13 protein-coding genes are annotated in these 15,707 nt (G+C 71.7%); 8 read left to right on the top strand and 5 right to left on the bottom strand.

The features are described 5' to 3' along the window. Positions 1-139 precede the first annotated feature (139 nt). Together ACZ53K_RS20980 and ACZ53K_RS20975 are read right to left on the bottom strand one after the other, a co-directional pair. Positions 140-598: a peroxiredoxin gene (locus ACZ53K_RS20980; RefSeq protein WP_468838602.1), complete on the bottom strand. Its 459-nt coding sequence runs from the start codon at positions 596-598 to the stop codon at positions 140-142. 207 nt (positions 599-805) lie between these two features. Continuing rightward, positions 806-1,246 (bottom strand): DUF3052 domain-containing protein, encoded by a 441-nt coding sequence (locus ACZ53K_RS20975; RefSeq protein ID WP_468838599.1) that lies wholly within the window; start codon positions 1,244-1,246, stop codon positions 806-808. Positions 1,247-1,716: 470 nt separating this feature from the next. Here ACZ53K_RS20975 and aceE point away from each other — a divergent pair, with 470 nt between their 5' ends. Continuing rightward, on the top strand, positions 1,717-4,449 hold the full coding sequence (gene aceE, locus ACZ53K_RS20970) for a pyruvate dehydrogenase (acetyl-transferring), homodimeric type (RefSeq protein WP_468838597.1): 2,733 nt from the start codon (positions 1,717-1,719) through the stop codon (positions 4,447-4,449). Between the two features lie 150 nt (positions 4,450-4,599). On the opposite strand, the gene ACZ53K_RS20965 is transcribed toward aceE, so the two are convergent. The 3 genes from ACZ53K_RS20965 to ACZ53K_RS20955 form a co-directional block, all read right to left on the bottom strand. Continuing rightward, positions 4,600-4,929 (bottom strand): small hydrophobic protein, encoded by a 330-nt coding sequence (locus ACZ53K_RS20965; RefSeq protein ID WP_468838594.1) that lies wholly within the window; start codon positions 4,927-4,929, stop codon positions 4,600-4,602. 69 nt (positions 4,930-4,998) lie between these two features. Beyond that, positions 4,999-5,403: a peptidase inhibitor family I36 protein gene (locus ACZ53K_RS20960; RefSeq protein WP_468838591.1), complete on the bottom strand. Its 405-nt coding sequence runs from the start codon at positions 5,401-5,403 to the stop codon at positions 4,999-5,001. Positions 5,404-5,747: 344 nt separating this feature from the next. Further along, complete coding sequence (locus ACZ53K_RS20955; RefSeq protein ID WP_468838588.1) at positions 5,748-7,352, bottom strand: MFS transporter; 1,605 nt, start codon at positions 7,350-7,352, stop codon at positions 5,748-5,750. A gap of 114 nt (positions 7,353-7,466) precedes the next feature. Here ACZ53K_RS20955 and ACZ53K_RS20950 point away from each other — a divergent pair, with 114 nt between their 5' ends. The 7 genes from ACZ53K_RS20950 (at position 7,467) to ACZ53K_RS20920 (ending at position 15,678) form a co-directional block, all read left to right on the top strand. Continuing rightward, positions 7,467-8,210 carry a TetR family transcriptional regulator gene (locus tag ACZ53K_RS20950; protein WP_468838585.1) on the top strand — a complete coding sequence of 248 codons (744 nt, stop codon included), beginning with the start codon at positions 7,467-7,469 and terminating at the stop codon, positions 8,208-8,210. Between the two features lie 222 nt (positions 8,211-8,432). Next, positions 8,433-9,656, top strand: coding sequence for an alpha/beta hydrolase (locus ACZ53K_RS20945; protein WP_468838582.1), 1,224 nt, complete (start codon positions 8,433-8,435; stop codon positions 9,654-9,656). Between the two features lie 171 nt (positions 9,657-9,827). Continuing rightward, entirely contained in the window at positions 9,828-10,724 is an 897-nt protein-coding gene (locus tag ACZ53K_RS20940) for a DUF4429 domain-containing protein (protein WP_468838580.1), read from the top strand. 221 nt (positions 10,725-10,945) lie between these two features. Then, positions 10,946-12,286: a sensor histidine kinase gene (locus tag ACZ53K_RS20935; protein WP_468838577.1), complete on the top strand. Its 1,341-nt coding sequence runs from the start codon at positions 10,946-10,948 to the stop codon at positions 12,284-12,286. Beyond that, complete coding sequence (locus ACZ53K_RS20930) at positions 12,283-12,963, top strand: response regulator transcription factor (protein ID WP_365834567.1); 681 nt, start codon at positions 12,283-12,285, stop codon at positions 12,961-12,963. Before ACZ53K_RS20935 ends, ACZ53K_RS20930 begins: the two co-directional genes overlap by 4 nt. A gap of 263 nt (positions 12,964-13,226) precedes the next feature. After that, on the top strand, positions 13,227-14,393 hold the full coding sequence (locus tag ACZ53K_RS20925; RefSeq protein ID WP_468838574.1) for an alpha/beta hydrolase: 1,167 nt from the start codon (positions 13,227-13,229) through the stop codon (positions 14,391-14,393). A 58-nt stretch (positions 14,394-14,451) separates the two neighbouring features. Continuing rightward, positions 14,452-15,678: an acyltransferase family protein gene (locus tag ACZ53K_RS20920; protein WP_468838571.1), complete on the top strand. Its 1,227-nt coding sequence runs from the start codon at positions 14,452-14,454 to the stop codon at positions 15,676-15,678. The last annotated feature ends 29 nt before the right edge of the window (positions 15,679-15,707 follow it).

Genomic DNA, 15,707 nt, shown 5'->3' with positions numbered 1-15,707 from the left:
AGGGGTACGAATTGCTTTGCGCCCCCATCGTGCATGGCATCAGATCAACGTTTTGATCCTAGTGACCGGTTCCCACCGATTACAGGTACCGGTACGGACACCGCGCCGATGTCGCGGCGGGAGCCGGTCACGGCGGGAATCAGAGGTCGCCGAGCGCCTTGAGGTAGTCGTTGAGGTCACGGGCGTCCGGCAGACCGTTGACGACCGTCCAGCGCACCACGCCCTCCTTGTCGATGATGAAGGTCCCGCGCACCGCGCAGCCCTTCTCCTCGTCGAAGACGCCGTACGCCCGCGAGGCCTCGCCGTGCGGCCAGAAGTCCGACAGCAGCGGGTACTCCAGGCCCTCCTGCTCGGCGAAGACGCGCAGCGAGAAGGGCGAGTCGTTGGAGACGGCCAGCAGCTGCACGTCGTCGTTGACGAACTTCGGCAGCTCGTCGCGCAGGGCGCACAGCTCGCCGGTGCACACGCCGGTGAAGGCGAACGGGTAGAAGAGGAGGACGACGGCCTTCTCGCCGCGGAAGTCGGAGAGCTTCACCAGCTCGCCGTGCTGATTCTTCAGCTCGAACTCCGGAGCCTTCGAGCCGACCTCGATCGCCATGGGGACCGTTCCCTTCGCAGACACCGTGGGCGGACGCCTTCGCCGTGCCCGGCGCCGTCACCGGCGTGCGGCGCGGGGCAGCACCGGCAGCGGCCGCTCCGGCGGATTCCAACAGGTTGCGGCCAACCCTACGCTCCGGCGCGCGCACGCCGAGCCCCCCACCGGATCATCCGGCGGAGGGCTCGGCAGGAATCGTGGGGGCGCAGCTCAGCGCTTGCCCGACTTGGCACCCTTGGGGGTGACCAGGCGGCTGCCGCTCCAGTCCTTGCCCGCGTTGATGCTCCTGGTCTGGGACAGGCCCGCGGTCTGCGCGGCTTCATTGATGTCGCTCGGCTCGACGTACCCGTCGCGGCCGGTCTTGGGGGTCAGCAGCCAGACCTCGCCGCCCTCGTCGATCAGACCGATGGCGTCCACCAGCGCGTCCGTGAGGTCGCCGTCGTCGTCCCGGAACCACAGCAGGACGACGTCGGCGACGTCGTCGTAGTCCTCGTCGACGATTTCCTGGCCGGTCACGGCCTCAATGCCTTCTCGGAGCTCCTGCTCGACGTCGTCGTCGTAGCCGATCTCCTGGACCACCTGCCCGGGCTCGAACCCCAGCCTGGCGGCAAGGTTGGTCCGCTCCTCCGCGTGGTCCGCGGTCGCGCTCACGGATTGCCTCCTGTCATGTTTCGGTAAATGGCTTGCACCCACGCATGCGCGGGAGCATTGGGCGTAGTCCACACGGGCCGGGCGGATCGCGCAAGTACCCGGCGACCGAGACCGTCGAAACGGTGACGTTTACCGCCGTCTCGCCGCAACTGCGACCCCACGCACGAGGCGGTAAGTGATTCAACCCACACCGTTTTGCCGCCTTTATTGGCTTTTAGCAGGGGACTGGGCTCTTTGGGGGGCGTCACCCGCCACACGGACCTCCTCTCGGGGTTCGCACGACCGTACGGCGACCGGTTCCGGCGTGGGCGTATGGTTGCGATTTGGCCGACCTCAAAAACCGGCCTTTGAGCGCCCGTCTCTTAGGGGGTGGTTACCCACCGGTAGAGATGACGTATCCCGGTGAGCCGGTACACGATGGAAGACGGCGCGACACCAAGCAGAGCAAGACCGAACAGCGAAGGAACAGCGTGGCTTCCGGATCCGATCGCAACCCGATCATCATTGGCGGCCTTCCCAGCCAGGTCCCGGACTTCGATCCCGAAGAGACCCAGGAATGGCTCGACTCGCTCGACGCAGCCGTCGATGAGCGAGGCCGGGAACGTGCCCGCTACCTCATGCTCCGCCTGATCGAGCGTGCCCGCGAGAAGCGCGTGGCCGTGCCCGAGATGCGCAGCACGGATTACGTCAACACCATCGCGACCAAGGACGAGCCGTTCTTCCCCGGCAACGAGGAGATCGAACGCAAGATCCTGAACGCGACCCGGTGGAACGCCGCGGTCATGGTCTCCCGGGCGCAGCGCCCCGGAATCGGCGTCGGCGGCCACATCGCCACCTTCGCGTCCTCCGCCTCCCTGTACGACGTGGGCTTCAACCACTTCTTCCGGGGCAAGGACGACGGCAAGGGCGGCGACCAGATCTTCTTCCAGGGCCACGCCTCCCCCGGCGTGTACGCCCGCGCGTACCTCCTGGACCGGCTGAGCGAGACGCAGCTCGACGCGTTCCGCCAGGAGAAGTCCAAGTTCCCCAACGGTCTGTCCAGCTACCCGCACCCGCGGCTGATGCCGGACTTCTGGGAGTTCCCGACCGTCTCGATGGGCCTCGGCCCGCTCGGCGCGATCTACCAGGCCCGGATGAACCGCTACATGGAGGCGCGCGGCATCGCCGACACCTCCGACTCGCACGTGTGGGCCTACCTCGGCGACGGCGAGATGGACGAGCCCGAGTCGCTCGGCCAGCTGTCCCTCGCGGCGCGTGAGGGCCTGGACAACCTGACCTTCGTGGTCAACTGCAACCTGCAGCGCCTGGACGGCCCGGTCCGCGGCAACGGCAAGATCATGCAGGAGCTGGAGTCGCAGTTCCGCGGCGCCGGCTGGAACGTGATCAAGCTGGTGTGGGACCGCAGCTGGGACCCGCTGCTGGCCCAGGACCGCGACGGCATCCTGGTCAACAAGCTGAACACGACCCCGGACGGCCAGTTCCAGACGTACGCGACCGAGACCGGCTCGTACATCCGCGAGCACTTCTTCGGTGACGACCACCGCCTGCGCGCGATGGTCGAGAACATGACCGACCAGCAGATCCAGCACCTGGGCCGCGGCGGTCACGACCACAAGAAGATCTACGCGGCGTACGCGGCGGCCAAGGCCCACAAGGGCCAGCCGACGGTGATCCTCGCGCAGACCGTCAAGGGCTGGACCCTCGGTCCGAACTTCGAGGGCCGCAACGCGACCCACCAGATGAAGAAGCTCACGGCCGAGGACCTCAAGCGCTTCCGCGACCGGCTGCACCTGCCGATCGCGGACAAGGACCTGGAGGACGGCAACCCGCCGTACTACCACCCGGGCCGCGACTCCGAAGAGATCCAGTACATGCACGACCGCCGCAAGGCGAACGGCGGGTACGTCCCGACCCGTATCGTGCGTGCCAAGCCGCTGCCGCTGCCGGACGAGAAGGCGTACGCGGGGGCGAAGAAGGGCTCCGGCCAGCAGAAGATCGCCACGACCATGGCGTTCGTGCGGGTCCTGAAGGACCTCATGCGGGACAAGGAGATCGGCAAGCGTTTCGTGCCGATCGCGCCGGACGAGTACCGCACCTTTGGTATGGACGCGTTTTTCCCGTCCGCGAAGATCTACAACCCGCTGGGCCAGATCTACGAGTCGGTCGACCGCGAACTGCTGCTCGCCTACAAGGAGTCGCCGACCGGCCAGATGCTGCACGACGGCATCTCCGAGGCCGGCTGCACCGCGTCGCTGATCGCGGCGGGCTCCGCCTACGCCACGCACGGCGAGCCGCTGATCCCGATCTACGTCTTCTACTCGATGTTCGGGTTCCAGCGCACCGGCGACCAGTTCTGGCAGATGGCCGACCAGCTCGCGCGCGGCTTCGTGCTGGGTGCGACCGCCGGTCGTACGACCCTGACCGGTGAGGGCCTCCAGCATGCGGACGGCCACTCCCAGCTGCTCGCCTCGACCAACCCGGCGTGTGTCGCCTACGACCCGGCGTACGGGTACGAGATCGCGCACATCGTCAAGGACGGTCTGCGCCGGATGTACGGCGAGGACAGCGAGGACATCTTCTACTACCTCACCGTCTACAACGAGCCGATCCAGCACCCGGCCGAGCCGGCGGACGTGGACGTGGAGGGCATCCTCAAGGGCCTGTACCGCGTCAAGCCGGGCGACAAGGGCGAGCACGCGGCCCAGATCCTCGCGTCCGGCGTGGCCGTGCCGTGGGCGATCGAGGCCCAGCAGATCCTGGCCGACGAGTGGAACGTCAAGGCGGACGTCTGGTCGGCGACCTCCTGGAACGAGCTGCGCCGCGACGCGGTGGAGATCGAGGAGCACAACCTGCTCCACCCGGAGGAGGAGCAGCGCGTTCCGTTCGTTACGCGCAAGCTCGCCGACGCGCAGGGTCCGAAGGTGGCCGTCTCCGACTGGATGCGTGCCGTTCCCGACCAGATCGCGCGCTGGGTACCGGGCACCTACCAGTCGCTGGGCGCCGACGGCTTCGGCTTCGCCGACACGCGGGGCGCGGCCCGCCGCTTCTTCCACATCGACGCGCAGTCGATCGTCCTCGGCGTGCTCACCGAGCTGGCCAAGGAGGGCAAGGTCGACCGTTCGCTGCTGAAGCAGGCGATCGACCGTTACCAGCTGCTGGACGTCGCGGCCGCGGAGGCCGGCGAGGCGGGCGGCGACGCGTAGTCACCCGCAGGGCAGCCGACAGCTGACACCACGAGGCGCCCCCGGCCGGATCTCTCCGGCCGGGGGCGCCTCGTTCCGCTGTCCCGGTGGTCCTGCCCGCCGGTGACCCCGGGGACGGGCAGGCGACCCGTAGGGCTGCCGCGGGTCCGCTCAGAACGGGGCCCCGACGGCCGTGGTGGTGATCCGGATGATCGCGAACACCGTGTCGATCACACCGAGGACGACGGCCACCAGTGCCGGCAGCGCGTGGCTCCCGCTGTTCCACCGGCGGCCCATCGCGAGCCAGCCGAGAAGCACGGACACCGGCCCGAGAACGATGCTCAGGATGAAGAATCCGGCGACCGCACAGATCAGTCCGATCACGCCCAGCGTCGCGCGGTCCGGCCCGGTCCGAGGCCCCGTCCGGCCTCGTGAGCGGGGGTTGCTCCGCAGGTGGGTCCGCCATCGGGTGCGGCTGTGCTGTCCGAGGCCCGCCATCATCCCTCCCGTGGGTCGTGTGGTTCGGGCTCGGCACCCGGGTACCCCGCGTCGCCGTGCCCACTCCCCCGGTCAGCGCTCCCAGATTTTGAACGCCCTGACCTGGTACGGGGATTCGGGAACCCAGCTGCCGCCGCCCGGATAGGTGTCGAACTCCCCGGTCTCCTCGCACTCGGCGCTCTGGTACGTGGTGACCGGCCGGCCCGTGCGGTTGGCGAACGAGGCGCCGCGGACCCCGGCGGGCAGCGTGACGCAGCTTTCGATGTCGGTGCCGGACAGTTCGTAGGTCAGCCTCTTGCCGCCGAAGCCACGGCCCGGCCAGACGCAGAACTGGCCGGTGCCGCAGTCGCCCGCGGCCGGCCCCGCGTGGTCCCGTGGCCGTTGCTGCGGCGCTCCGTGGGCGGACGGGACGCCGAGGTGGGCGGCGGCCAGTGCGGCGGCTCCCGTCAGCAGCGCGACGGTGTGGATCGTACGCATGTGCATCACTCCCCCGTGGAGTACGAAGTGGCCTGCCGCGGCGGGCTGTTGTCCGCCGCGGTCCGGTGATCCGAGCTTGGCCGTGCGCGGACGCCGGAGCCAAGCCCGCGCGGGGCGGTCCACCCTGATAGGCGATGCGCTGCTGCCGGGCTCTCAACGGGGTTCCGGCGGCCGGTCGTTGACCTCGGCTGCCTGGGCGTACGGGCGGGGGCACGCGCGGGGGTGCGGAAAGCTTCACCTCCGTACGGGGGAACGCGCGCCTGTGGAGAAACGAAACGCGCGGCCGGCCGGGGCAGTGAGCCCGGCCGGCCGCGCGTCGACGCGACCCGGTCGTCCGGCGGACGTCAGATGTGCCCGACGCCCGCGCCCGCCTCGGCGTTGGCGCCGCGCTTGGTGAACAGCGCGACGACGGCGGCCACGACCGCCACGGCACAGGCGACGGTGAAGGCCAGGCCCATGCCCGACACGAACGTGTCGTGCACCGCGGTGCCGATCCGGTCGACGATCTGCGGCGTCATGCCCGGGGCCTGGGCCACCTGCGGCGGTACCGCGCCGACCTCGGCGGCGGCCTTCAGCGCCGGGTCCGGAGCACCCGGGAGGCCGGCCTTGGTCCAGTTGCCCGCGAACTCCGAGCTGACCTTGCTGGACATCACGGCGCCGAGCACCGCCGTACCGAGGCTGCCGCCGACCTGCATGGCGGCCTGCTGGAGGCCGCCCGCCACGCCGGACAGCTCCAGCGGCGCGTTACCGACGATGACCTCGGTGGCGCCGACCATGACCGGCGCCAGGCCCAGGCCGAGCAGCGCGAACCACACGGACATGGCCAGCGTGCCCGTACCGGAGGTCAGGGTCGTCATGCCGTACATCGCGACGGCGGTGCAGACCATGCCGCCGACGAGCGGGACACGGGGGCCGAACTTGGTGATCAGCGCGCCCGCGGCCGGCGAACCCACGATCATCATCGCGGTGAGCGGCAGCAGGTGCAGACCACTGTCGACCGGGCTCAGGCCGTGCACGTTCTGCAGGTAGAAGGTGACGAAGAAGAGGCCGCCCATGAAGCCGAAGGCCATCAGCACCATCAGGACCGTACCGGCCGTCAGCGGTACGGAACGGAACATCCGCAGCGGGATCAGCGGCTCGCGGACCTTGGTCTCCAGGATCGCGAAGGCGGCGAAGACGACGACCGCGGCGGCCAGGAAGCCGAGGGTCTTCGCGTCGCCCCAGCCCCACGCACCGGCCTTGATCAGGGCCCAGATGAGGCAGAACATGGCACCGGAGAGCAGCACGATGCCGGGGATGTCGAAGGAGCGCGGGGCGTTCTGGGCGCGGTGGTCCTTGAGGATGACCAGGCCCAGTACGAGGGCGAGGACGCCGACCGGCAGGTTGATGAAGAACACCGACTGCCAGCTGACGTGCTCGACGAGCAGCCCGCCGACGATCGGGCCGCCGGCGGTGGAGGCGCCGATGACCATGCCCCAGATGCCGATGGCCATGTTGAGCTTCTCGGCCGGGAAGGACGCGCGCAGCAGCCCGAGGGCGGCGGGCATCAGCAGTGCGCCGAAGAGGCCCTGCAGCACGCGGAAGGTGATGACCAGCGAGACCTCGCCGGACACACCGATGGCTCCGGAGGCGAGCGCGAAGCCCACCACGCCTATGAGAAACGTCTGCCGGTGGCCGAAGCGGTCACCGAGCTTGCCGGCCGTGATCAGCGAGACGGCGAGGGCCAGCAGATAGCCGTTGGTGATCCACTGGACGTCGGCGAGCGACGCCTTGAGGTCCGCCTGGATGGCCGGGTTGGCGATGGCGACGATGGTGCCGTCGAGGGCCACCATCATCACGCCGATCGCGACGGAGAACAGGGTCAGCCACGGATGGCCCCGGAGTCCCTTGCGAGGCTCCGGTGCGGAACGGTCCGGCGCGGCTTGGGCAACCGGGGTCTGAGAGCTCATTCCACGAGGCTAATGTCAGCTACTGACAGTTGACAAAGTAATTCATCAGTCGGTAACTGTCATTTAGCTCACAGGTATTCTGAGCAGCGGCAACATCGAGAAAGGCGGCGCAGGATGACCGGCTCCACGCCGCAGGCGGCCCGACCGGAAACCGTCCGGTCCCGCGGAGGCGTGCCCTCCGCCGGCACCGGGACCGGCACCTCCGTCACCGGCGGGCTGCGCGAGCGCAAGAAGCAGCGCACCCGTGACGCGCTGATCCGCTCCGCCCTCGAACTGTTCACGGCGCACGGCTACGAAGAGACGACGATCGACGAGATCGCCGAGGCCGTCGACGTCTCGCAGCGCACGTTCTTCCGCTATTTCGCCAGCAAGGAGGAGGTCGTCTTCGCCGTCCAGGAGATGGTGGAGGCGCGCTTCATCGAGGAGCTGGAGCGGCGGCCGGCCACCGAGGTGCCCCTGGAGGCACTGCACAGCGCCGTGATGACCTCGTGGGACGACATCGGCGGTGCCATCCAGTCGGTGATTCCGCTGGAACTGCACATGCGGACGTACCGGATGATCGAGTCGACGCCCGCGCTCGTCGCCGCGCACTGGCGCCGCTACGCGGACCTGGAGGAGCAGATCGCCCGGCTCATCGCGCGGCGCGAGAGGCTGGACGTGACGGTGGACCCGCGGCCGCGGGTGGTCGTCGCGGCGTTCAGCGGGGTGATGCGGGTCGCCGGGAAGGTGTGGGGCGAGGGCGAGGACGTCAGCGTGGAGTCGATCCGCGTGGTCACCGAGGAGTACCTCGCGAAAATCGGCCCGGCCGTGTGCGGGGACTGGCGGCGCCCCGGGGGCGGCGAACCGGACGACCGGTGAGCCGGGCCGCCGGTGCGCCGCAGCCCGGCCGCGGCCCTGACGAAGGCCGCGGCCCTGACGAGCCCCAGCGTCGCCCGAGTGCCTGCCTGAGTCCGTTTCTGCACGTCTGAGCGTCGGGCCGCCTCACACCGTGTCCGAAGTGGCCCCAAATGGCCAGCGCGAAACGTGAGATCCCTCACCCCCTCAGCGGGCGCCCCGTCACTTCTCTTAGGGTGGCCCGCGGTGACTTCTTCTTTTCCGGGGCTCGGCGCTCCCTCCTTCGGTTTCCTGCAGTCCACCGCCTGGCGTGCGGCGCTCGCCCTGGTGGTGGTGTTCGTGATGCTCGCGATGACCGGCTGGACGGCCGTCAGAGGCAGCAAGGACGACGCCAATCCGCTGGCCACCGCGCGGTCCGCCTGGGAGCACGCCTCCTTCCGCGGCCACCGGCTGCCGGCCACCGGCTCCACGCCCGGCGCGCTCGCCGCCTTCTTCAAGAAGCTGGACCACGCCGACCGGGCCGCGCTCGCCGACCGCTATCCGCTGGTCGTCGGGAACATGGGCGGCGCCCCCGTCGACCTGCGCTACCAGGCCAACAAGAAGGCACTGGGACAAGCCGGCGAGGTGGAGCGGGAGCGGACGCACGACCGGCGGCTGACGCCGGTGGGCCGCCAGGAGGCGACCCGGCTGATGCACCGATTCGAGTCGATGCGGGCTTCCGGCCGGCAGATCCTCGCCTTCGACCCGGCCGGCGGCGGCCGGGCCGCCGAGGTCTTCGGCGATCTGCGGCAGGCCCGTCATGTCTCGGTGGTGGTGCCCGGTGTGGACACCAACCTCGGGACCTTCGAGCGCACCGCGCGGGCGACGAGCGCGCCCGCCGGGATGGCCAAGTCGCTCTACGACGCCGAGCGGTCCGTACGCGACGGCGATCCCCGTACGGCCGTGATCGCCTGGGCGGACTACACCGCGCCCGCCGGGCTCGGGGTCGGTGCCGCCACCGGGCAGCTCGCCGAGGCGGGCGCCGTACGGCTGAACGCGCTGGTACGGGCGCTGCCGAAGGCGGCTTCCGTGTCGCTGATGTGCCACAGCTACGGCTCCGTGGTGTGCGGCGTCGCGGCCCACCGGCTGCCGGCCCGCGTCACCGACATCGCGGTGGCGGGCAGCCCCGGGATGCGCTCGGAGACCGCCGCCGGGCTCGGCACCAGGGCCCGGGTGTGGGCGATGCGCAATCCCGACGACTGGATCCAGGACGTGCCGTACATGGAGGTCGGCGGGCTCGGCCACGGCGCCGACCCGGTCACCGAGGCCTTCGGCTCCCGGGTGCTGTCCGCGGCCGGCGCCGAGGGGCACGCCGGTTACTTCGTGCCCGGCACCCAGAGCCTGCGCAACTTCGCGAAGATCGGGGTGGGCGCGGTCGACTCGGTGAACTGTGCCGCGCAGGACCGGGACTGCTCGGCCGACCTTGCCTGAGGGGCGCGACGCCCTCCCGGCCGTATCCGCGGGGCGTCGGGAACGCGCCCGAACGGTTCGTTCAGGACGGGCCGGGCGCGGGAGCGACATGGGGCAAAAGCGGCTTGACGCGCGTAGCGCATGATGTCCGGAAGGGGGACGGGCGGGCGACCGCCGCTTACGATGAGCCGCATGGGTGATGTGCTGGCCGGTTTTCACGCCGTCTGGGAGTTCGACACGGACTCCGTGCTCATCCGCTTCGAACGGGGGATACGCAGGCCGAAGCTCTTCCAGGCGCTCGGTGAGCGGCGCGTCCCCTACGAGGCGCTGAGGTCCGTCGAGCTGTCGCCGGGCAGACGCGGCACGGTCGTGCTGCGCGCGGTGCCGCGGCCGGGCGCCGATCCGCTGATGGAGGCCGCCGACGGCCAGCTCAAGGACGATCTCGACCCGTACCGTCTGACCCTGCCGGCCGACCGCGAGGCGCTCGCCGAGTACTACCGCGACGAGCTGCGCGCCGTCCTCGGGCCCGCCGCCGCGCTCCCGGCCGACGAGCATCTGGTGGCCGCGCCGGAGCCGCCGCTGACCTTCAAGGCGTACGACGGCAAGGCGTCCTTCGACGGCAGCTCGGTGGCGTTCCGCTGGTTCTGGACGGGGGCGTCGTCGGCCAAGTGGAAGTGCGGCGACCAGCACTTCCCGGTCGCCGGGCTGAGCGGGGTGCAGTGGCGTTCGCCGGAGGGCGGTGCCGGGGTGCTGTCGGGCAACGGGTACCTGCGGCTGGTGGAGCGTGGCGCGGAGGACCGGCGGCCCGGTGAGGCGGACCAGGATCCGGCGTCGGTGGTCTTCGGGCTGGGGTACGGGCCGGTGCACGAGTCGCTGCCGTTCGCGGCCTCGGTGCTGCAGGCGGTACGGTCCGCCGCGCCCGGCTCGGACGCGGCGCCGCGCCGGGCGGTGCGGACCCGTACCGACGAGCGGCGTGACCCGGCCGACATCGCCGACCGCATACGGCAGCTGGGCGAGCTGCACACGGCGGGCCTGCTGACGGACGCCGAGTTCACGTCGAAGAAGGCCGAGCTGCTGGCGGAGCTGTAGCGGCGCGGGGACCGGGGCGGGGGCCGTGGAGGCGTGGAACCCGGCCGGGGTCCGTGGAGGCGTGCGCCCCTCGGCCGTACCGGAGTACCGCACCGCCGCCCCGGAATACCGCACCGCCGCCCCGGAGTACGGCGCCGCCTCCCCCCGTACCGGGGTATGACGGCAGAGGCCCCCTCGGTATGACGCCCGGGCCCCCGGGCGCCGCTTACGCTGACCAGGTCATGGAGACCACATCACGCCCCACGGGCGACCGCCGGCTCACCCGCACCCGCGCCCTGCGGGCCGGGCGGCAGGCGCTGCGCACCCTCGCCGAGGACCTCGGGAGGCCGACCGGCCCCGGCGCCCCGCTCTTCGGCCAGGTGCAGAACCGCTGGCTGCGCCTGCTGCCGTACGTGGTCGCCATCGCCTTCATGGCCTCGCTGCTGCCCTCGTCGGTGCACGTCCTCACGCAGGACTACGGCCTCGGCGGCGGCCTGGCCGGCGCGCTGGCCACCGCCCAGACGGTGCCGCTGCTGCTGGCGGTGATCAGACCGCTCCAGGCGTGGTGGGTGGTTTTCGCGGCCGATGTCGTCTGCGGTATCGCCCTGGCCGTCGTACCGGCGGGCGCGGGCCGCGCCTGGCCCTGGCCGGCCACGGTCATCATCGGCTACCTCGTCCTGATGCTGGCGCTCTCGCTGCGCGAGAGGCGCCGCACGCTGATGGCCGTCTGGGGGGCGACCGGCGCCGTCAGCGTCCTGTTCGAGCTGATCCGGCCGGACCGCAGCGACGGCACCTGGGTGCTGCTGTTCGTCCTCTCCGGTGTGGTGCTGCTGGTCGGTGCCGCGCTCCGCGAGCGCGGGGCGGCGCAGCGCAAGCTGATCGAGCAGGAGAACATCAGCGAGGCGGAGCGGGCGATGCGCACCCTGCTGGAGGAGCGCACGCGCATCGCCCGCGAACTGCACGACGTCGTCGCCCACCACATGTCGGTGATCACGGTCCAGGCCGACAGCGCGCCGTACCGCATCAGCGGCATACCGGAAGCAGCGCAGGAGGAGTTCAGCACCATCGCCGCCACGGCGCGCGAGTCGCTGGCCGAGATGCGGCGGCTGCTGGGCGTGCTGCGCAGCGAGGAGTCGGAGCGGCACGGCGGCCCGGAGAAGGCGCCGCAGCCCGGCCTGGCGCAAGTGCCGAAGCTGGTCGAGGGGACGGTGCGGGCGGGGGTGCCGGTCGAGTTGGCGATGCCCGACGAGCCGGTGGCCCTGGCATCCGCGGTGGACCTGTCGGCGTACCGCATCGTGCAGGAGGCACTGGCCAACGTCGTACGGCACGCGCCGGGCGCGCACACCCGGGTCTCGGTCACGGCCGACGAGGACGGCGGCCGGCTGACCGTCCTGGTCGTCAACAGCGCCCCGCCGCGCGCCGCCGCGCCGCTGGAATCCTCCGGTACGGGCCACGGGCTGGTCGGTATGCGTGAGCGCGTACGGCTGGTGGACGGCACCCTGGACACTGGGCCCCTGCCCGACGGCGGCTTCCGTGTCGCCGCTCAACTCCCCATGACAGCAAAGGACCACCACCCCGCATGACCACTCGGGTGATCATCGTCGACGACCAGGCCATGGTGCGCGCGGGCTTCGCCGCGCTGCTCGCCGCGCAGAGCGACATCGACGTCGTCGGCGACGCGCCGGACGGTGTGCAGGGCGTCGAACTGAGCCGCCGTACGCATCCGGACGTGGTGCTGATGGACGTCCGGATGCCGGAGATGGACGGGCTGGAGGCGGCCCGGCAGCTGCTGGATCCGCCGCCCGGCGTCGTGCACCGGCCGAAGGTGCTGATGCTCACCACGTTCGACGTGGATGACTATGTGTACGAGGCGCTGCGGGCGGGGGCGTCCGGGTTCCTGCTCAAGGACGCGCCGCCGGCCGATCTGATCTCGGCGGTACGGGTCGTGGCGGCGGGTGAGGCGCTGCTCGCGCCGTCCGTGACGCGGCGGCTGATCGCCGACTTCGCCCGGCAGCGGCCCGCGCCCCGCAAGGACCGGACCGCGCTGCGGCTCAACGGGCTGACCCCGCGCGAGACGGAGGTGCTGGAGCTGATCGCCCGCGGCCTGTCGAACCAGGAGATCGCGGACGCGCTGGTGCTCGCCGAGCAGACCGTGAAGACCCATATCGGCCGGGTGCTGGCCAAGCTGGAGCTGCGTGACCGCGCGCAGGCGGTGATCTTCGCGTACGAGTCGGGGCTGGTGGCCCCCGGCGTGAACTGAGGGCGCGGGCCCGCGCCTTCGCGCCCCCGGCCCCCCGCTCCCCCGCCCCTCGGACGGCCCCGCCGTAGCGCCGGTCAGCGCGGCCGGGGGTGGGGGTAACCCCCCTGCGGCGCCTGGTGGTGGCCGGTCGTGCTGAAGGACGAGCAGGTCAGGCACCCCCTACCCCGGTATCAGCGGACAGTTGGCTCCGCGGTGTGACGCCGGGTCACCCACCCGCTTCATACGTTTCCCTCGCCACACCAACGGAAGAGGGAGACCCCACCATGTCCTTGCTGCGCCGGTTCACCCAACGCGGTAGGCGCACGCTCGTCGCGGTCGCGCTGGCGGCGACGGTCGTCGGCGGCACCGGCGGCTGGGCGGCGGGGTCCACGCAGGAGGCCGTCACCGGGCCCGCGCCCGGCGCCGCCGCCTGGCGTGCGGACCACTCGCTGGGCAAGCGGCTGCCGGACCCGGCGACCGCCACCCCGGCGGAGGTCGCCCGGTTCTTCACCGCGCTGAACGAGGCCGAGCGGCAGGAGCTGGCGGCCCGTCACCCGCTGACCGTGGGCAACCTGGACGGTGCGCCGGTGGCCCTGCGCTACCGCGCCAACGCCCTCGCCCTGAAGGCGGAACGCGACCGTCAGACGGCCCGCGCCACCGACCCGTCCGGCACCCTCCAGGACCACCGGGAAGCGCGCAAGCTGGCCGCCCGGTATGCCGAACTGCTCCGCCCCGGTCGGCAGATCCTCGCCTTCGACCCGCGCGGCCGCGGCCAGGTGGCCGAGGTGTTCGGGGACCTGGTGGCGGCGCAGCGTACGTCCGTGTTCGTGCCGGGCTCGGACATCGACCTGTCGTCGTCCGACCGCGAGCGCGACCCGTACGGCACGCCGTCCGGCATGGCCAAGTCGCTGCGGGCCCGGATGGCCGCCGAGGCGCCCGGTGTCCGGACGGCTGCCATCGCCTGGACCGGCTACACCACGCCGGTCGGCCTCGGTCCGGACGCCGCGACCGGCCGTCTCGCGGAGGCCGGTGCCCCGCGTCTGGCCCGTTTCCTGGACGGCCTGGCCGCCGCCGGCGTCAAGGCTCCCGCCCTGCTGTGCCACAGCTACGGAACGGTCGTGTGCGCCCAGGCCGTACCGCTGCTGGACCAGGGGCGGATCGCGGACCTCATCGTCTTCGGCTCCCCCGGTATGCGCACCGACGGTGTGGCGGCGCTGCACACCGCCGCCCGGGTGTGGGCCGCCCGGGACGCCTCCGACTGGATCGGCAACGTGCCGAACGTCGAGTTCCTGGGCCTGGGACACGGTACGGACCCCACCGACCCGGAGTTCGGCGCGCGCCGGGTGCCCGCGCGGACGGCCGAGGGCCACACCGGCTATCTCGCGCCCGGCACGGACTCGTTGCGCAACTTCGCCGACATCGCGCTCGGCCGCTACGACCGGGTGCGCTGACGGGCGCCGGACACTCCCGCCCGGCTCAGCCCTCCGACCCTCCCGAAGAGAGGCCCTCATGGCCATCCCGCTCCTTGCCCCCGTCCGCAAGGCCGTCCGCACCATCGAGGGCCGCACCCCCGCCCACCGCGACCGCGCCATTGACGGCCTGCGCGCTCTGGCACTGCTCGCCGTACCGACCGGCCACTGGCTGCTCGGCGGGTTCACCCTCGATCCCGGCGGCGCGCTGCACAACGCGAGTCCGCTGTCCTCCTTCGCCGCGCTGGCGCCCGCGAGCTGGGTGCTCCAGATGCTCGGCATCTTCTTCCTGGTCGGCGGGTACGCCTCGGTGCTGTCCTTCCACCGGGCCGCAGCGCGCGGAGAGTCGACGGGCCACTGGCTGCGGGCCCGGCTGGCCCGGCTGGGCCGTCCCGTCCTCGGGGTGACCGCTGTCTGGGCGGCGCTGATACCCGTACTGTCCACGTTCGGCGTGCCCGAGGCGACACTCCGTACGGGGGCGACACTGGTCATCCAGCCCCTCTGGTTCGTCGGCGTCTACGCGGGCATCACCGCGCTCACGCCGTACTGCGTCCGCGCGGCCCGCCGCATGGGCGTCTGGGCCGCGGCGCCGCTGCTGGCCGCCGTCGCCACCGTCGACTTCCTGCGGTACGGGCCGTACGCCGACGCCATGCCGTCGTGGCTGAGCCTGCTCAACCTGCTGCCGGGCTGGATGTTCGCGTACCAACTGGGCGTGGCGTGGGGAGAGAAGCGGCTCGGCAGGCGCGCCGCCTGGGTGCTGCTGCTGGGCGGCACCGCCCTGTTCGCGGCGCTGCTGCTGTTCTTCCACTACCCGGCGAGCATGGTGGGCGTCCCGGGCCAGGACCGGACGAACTCGCATCCGCCGTCGTTGCTGGTCCTCGCGCTGGCCGCCGCCCAGTCCGGCGCGGCGATCCTGCTGCGCGACCGTATCGCCCGGCTGCTGCGCCGGCCCGCCCTCTGGGCGCCCGTGGTGGTCGTCAACCTCTGCGCGATGACGGTCCTGTGCTGGCATCAGACGGCGATGTTCTCGGCGGCCGTTCCCGCGTCCTTCCTCGGTGCGGTGCCCGGTCTCACCACCGCGCCGGACACCGCCGGCTGGGTCCTCGCGCGCGTCGCCTGGCTGCCCGTCTTCGCCGTGGCACTGCTGCTGATCGGCCGTCTGACCCGCCGGTTCGAGGCGCCGTGGACCGGTGTCACGGCGGCCCGGCGGGCCGTGGCGGGGACCCTGGCGGCGGCCTTCGCGGTATTCGCGCTGGGGCTTGCCTGAGTCCCGGCGCGGGCGCGGGAAACGCGACG

This window comes from Streptomyces sp. NPDC033221 (assembly GCF_055577005.1).
This window is presented reverse-complemented; position numbering and strand designations above follow the sequence as displayed.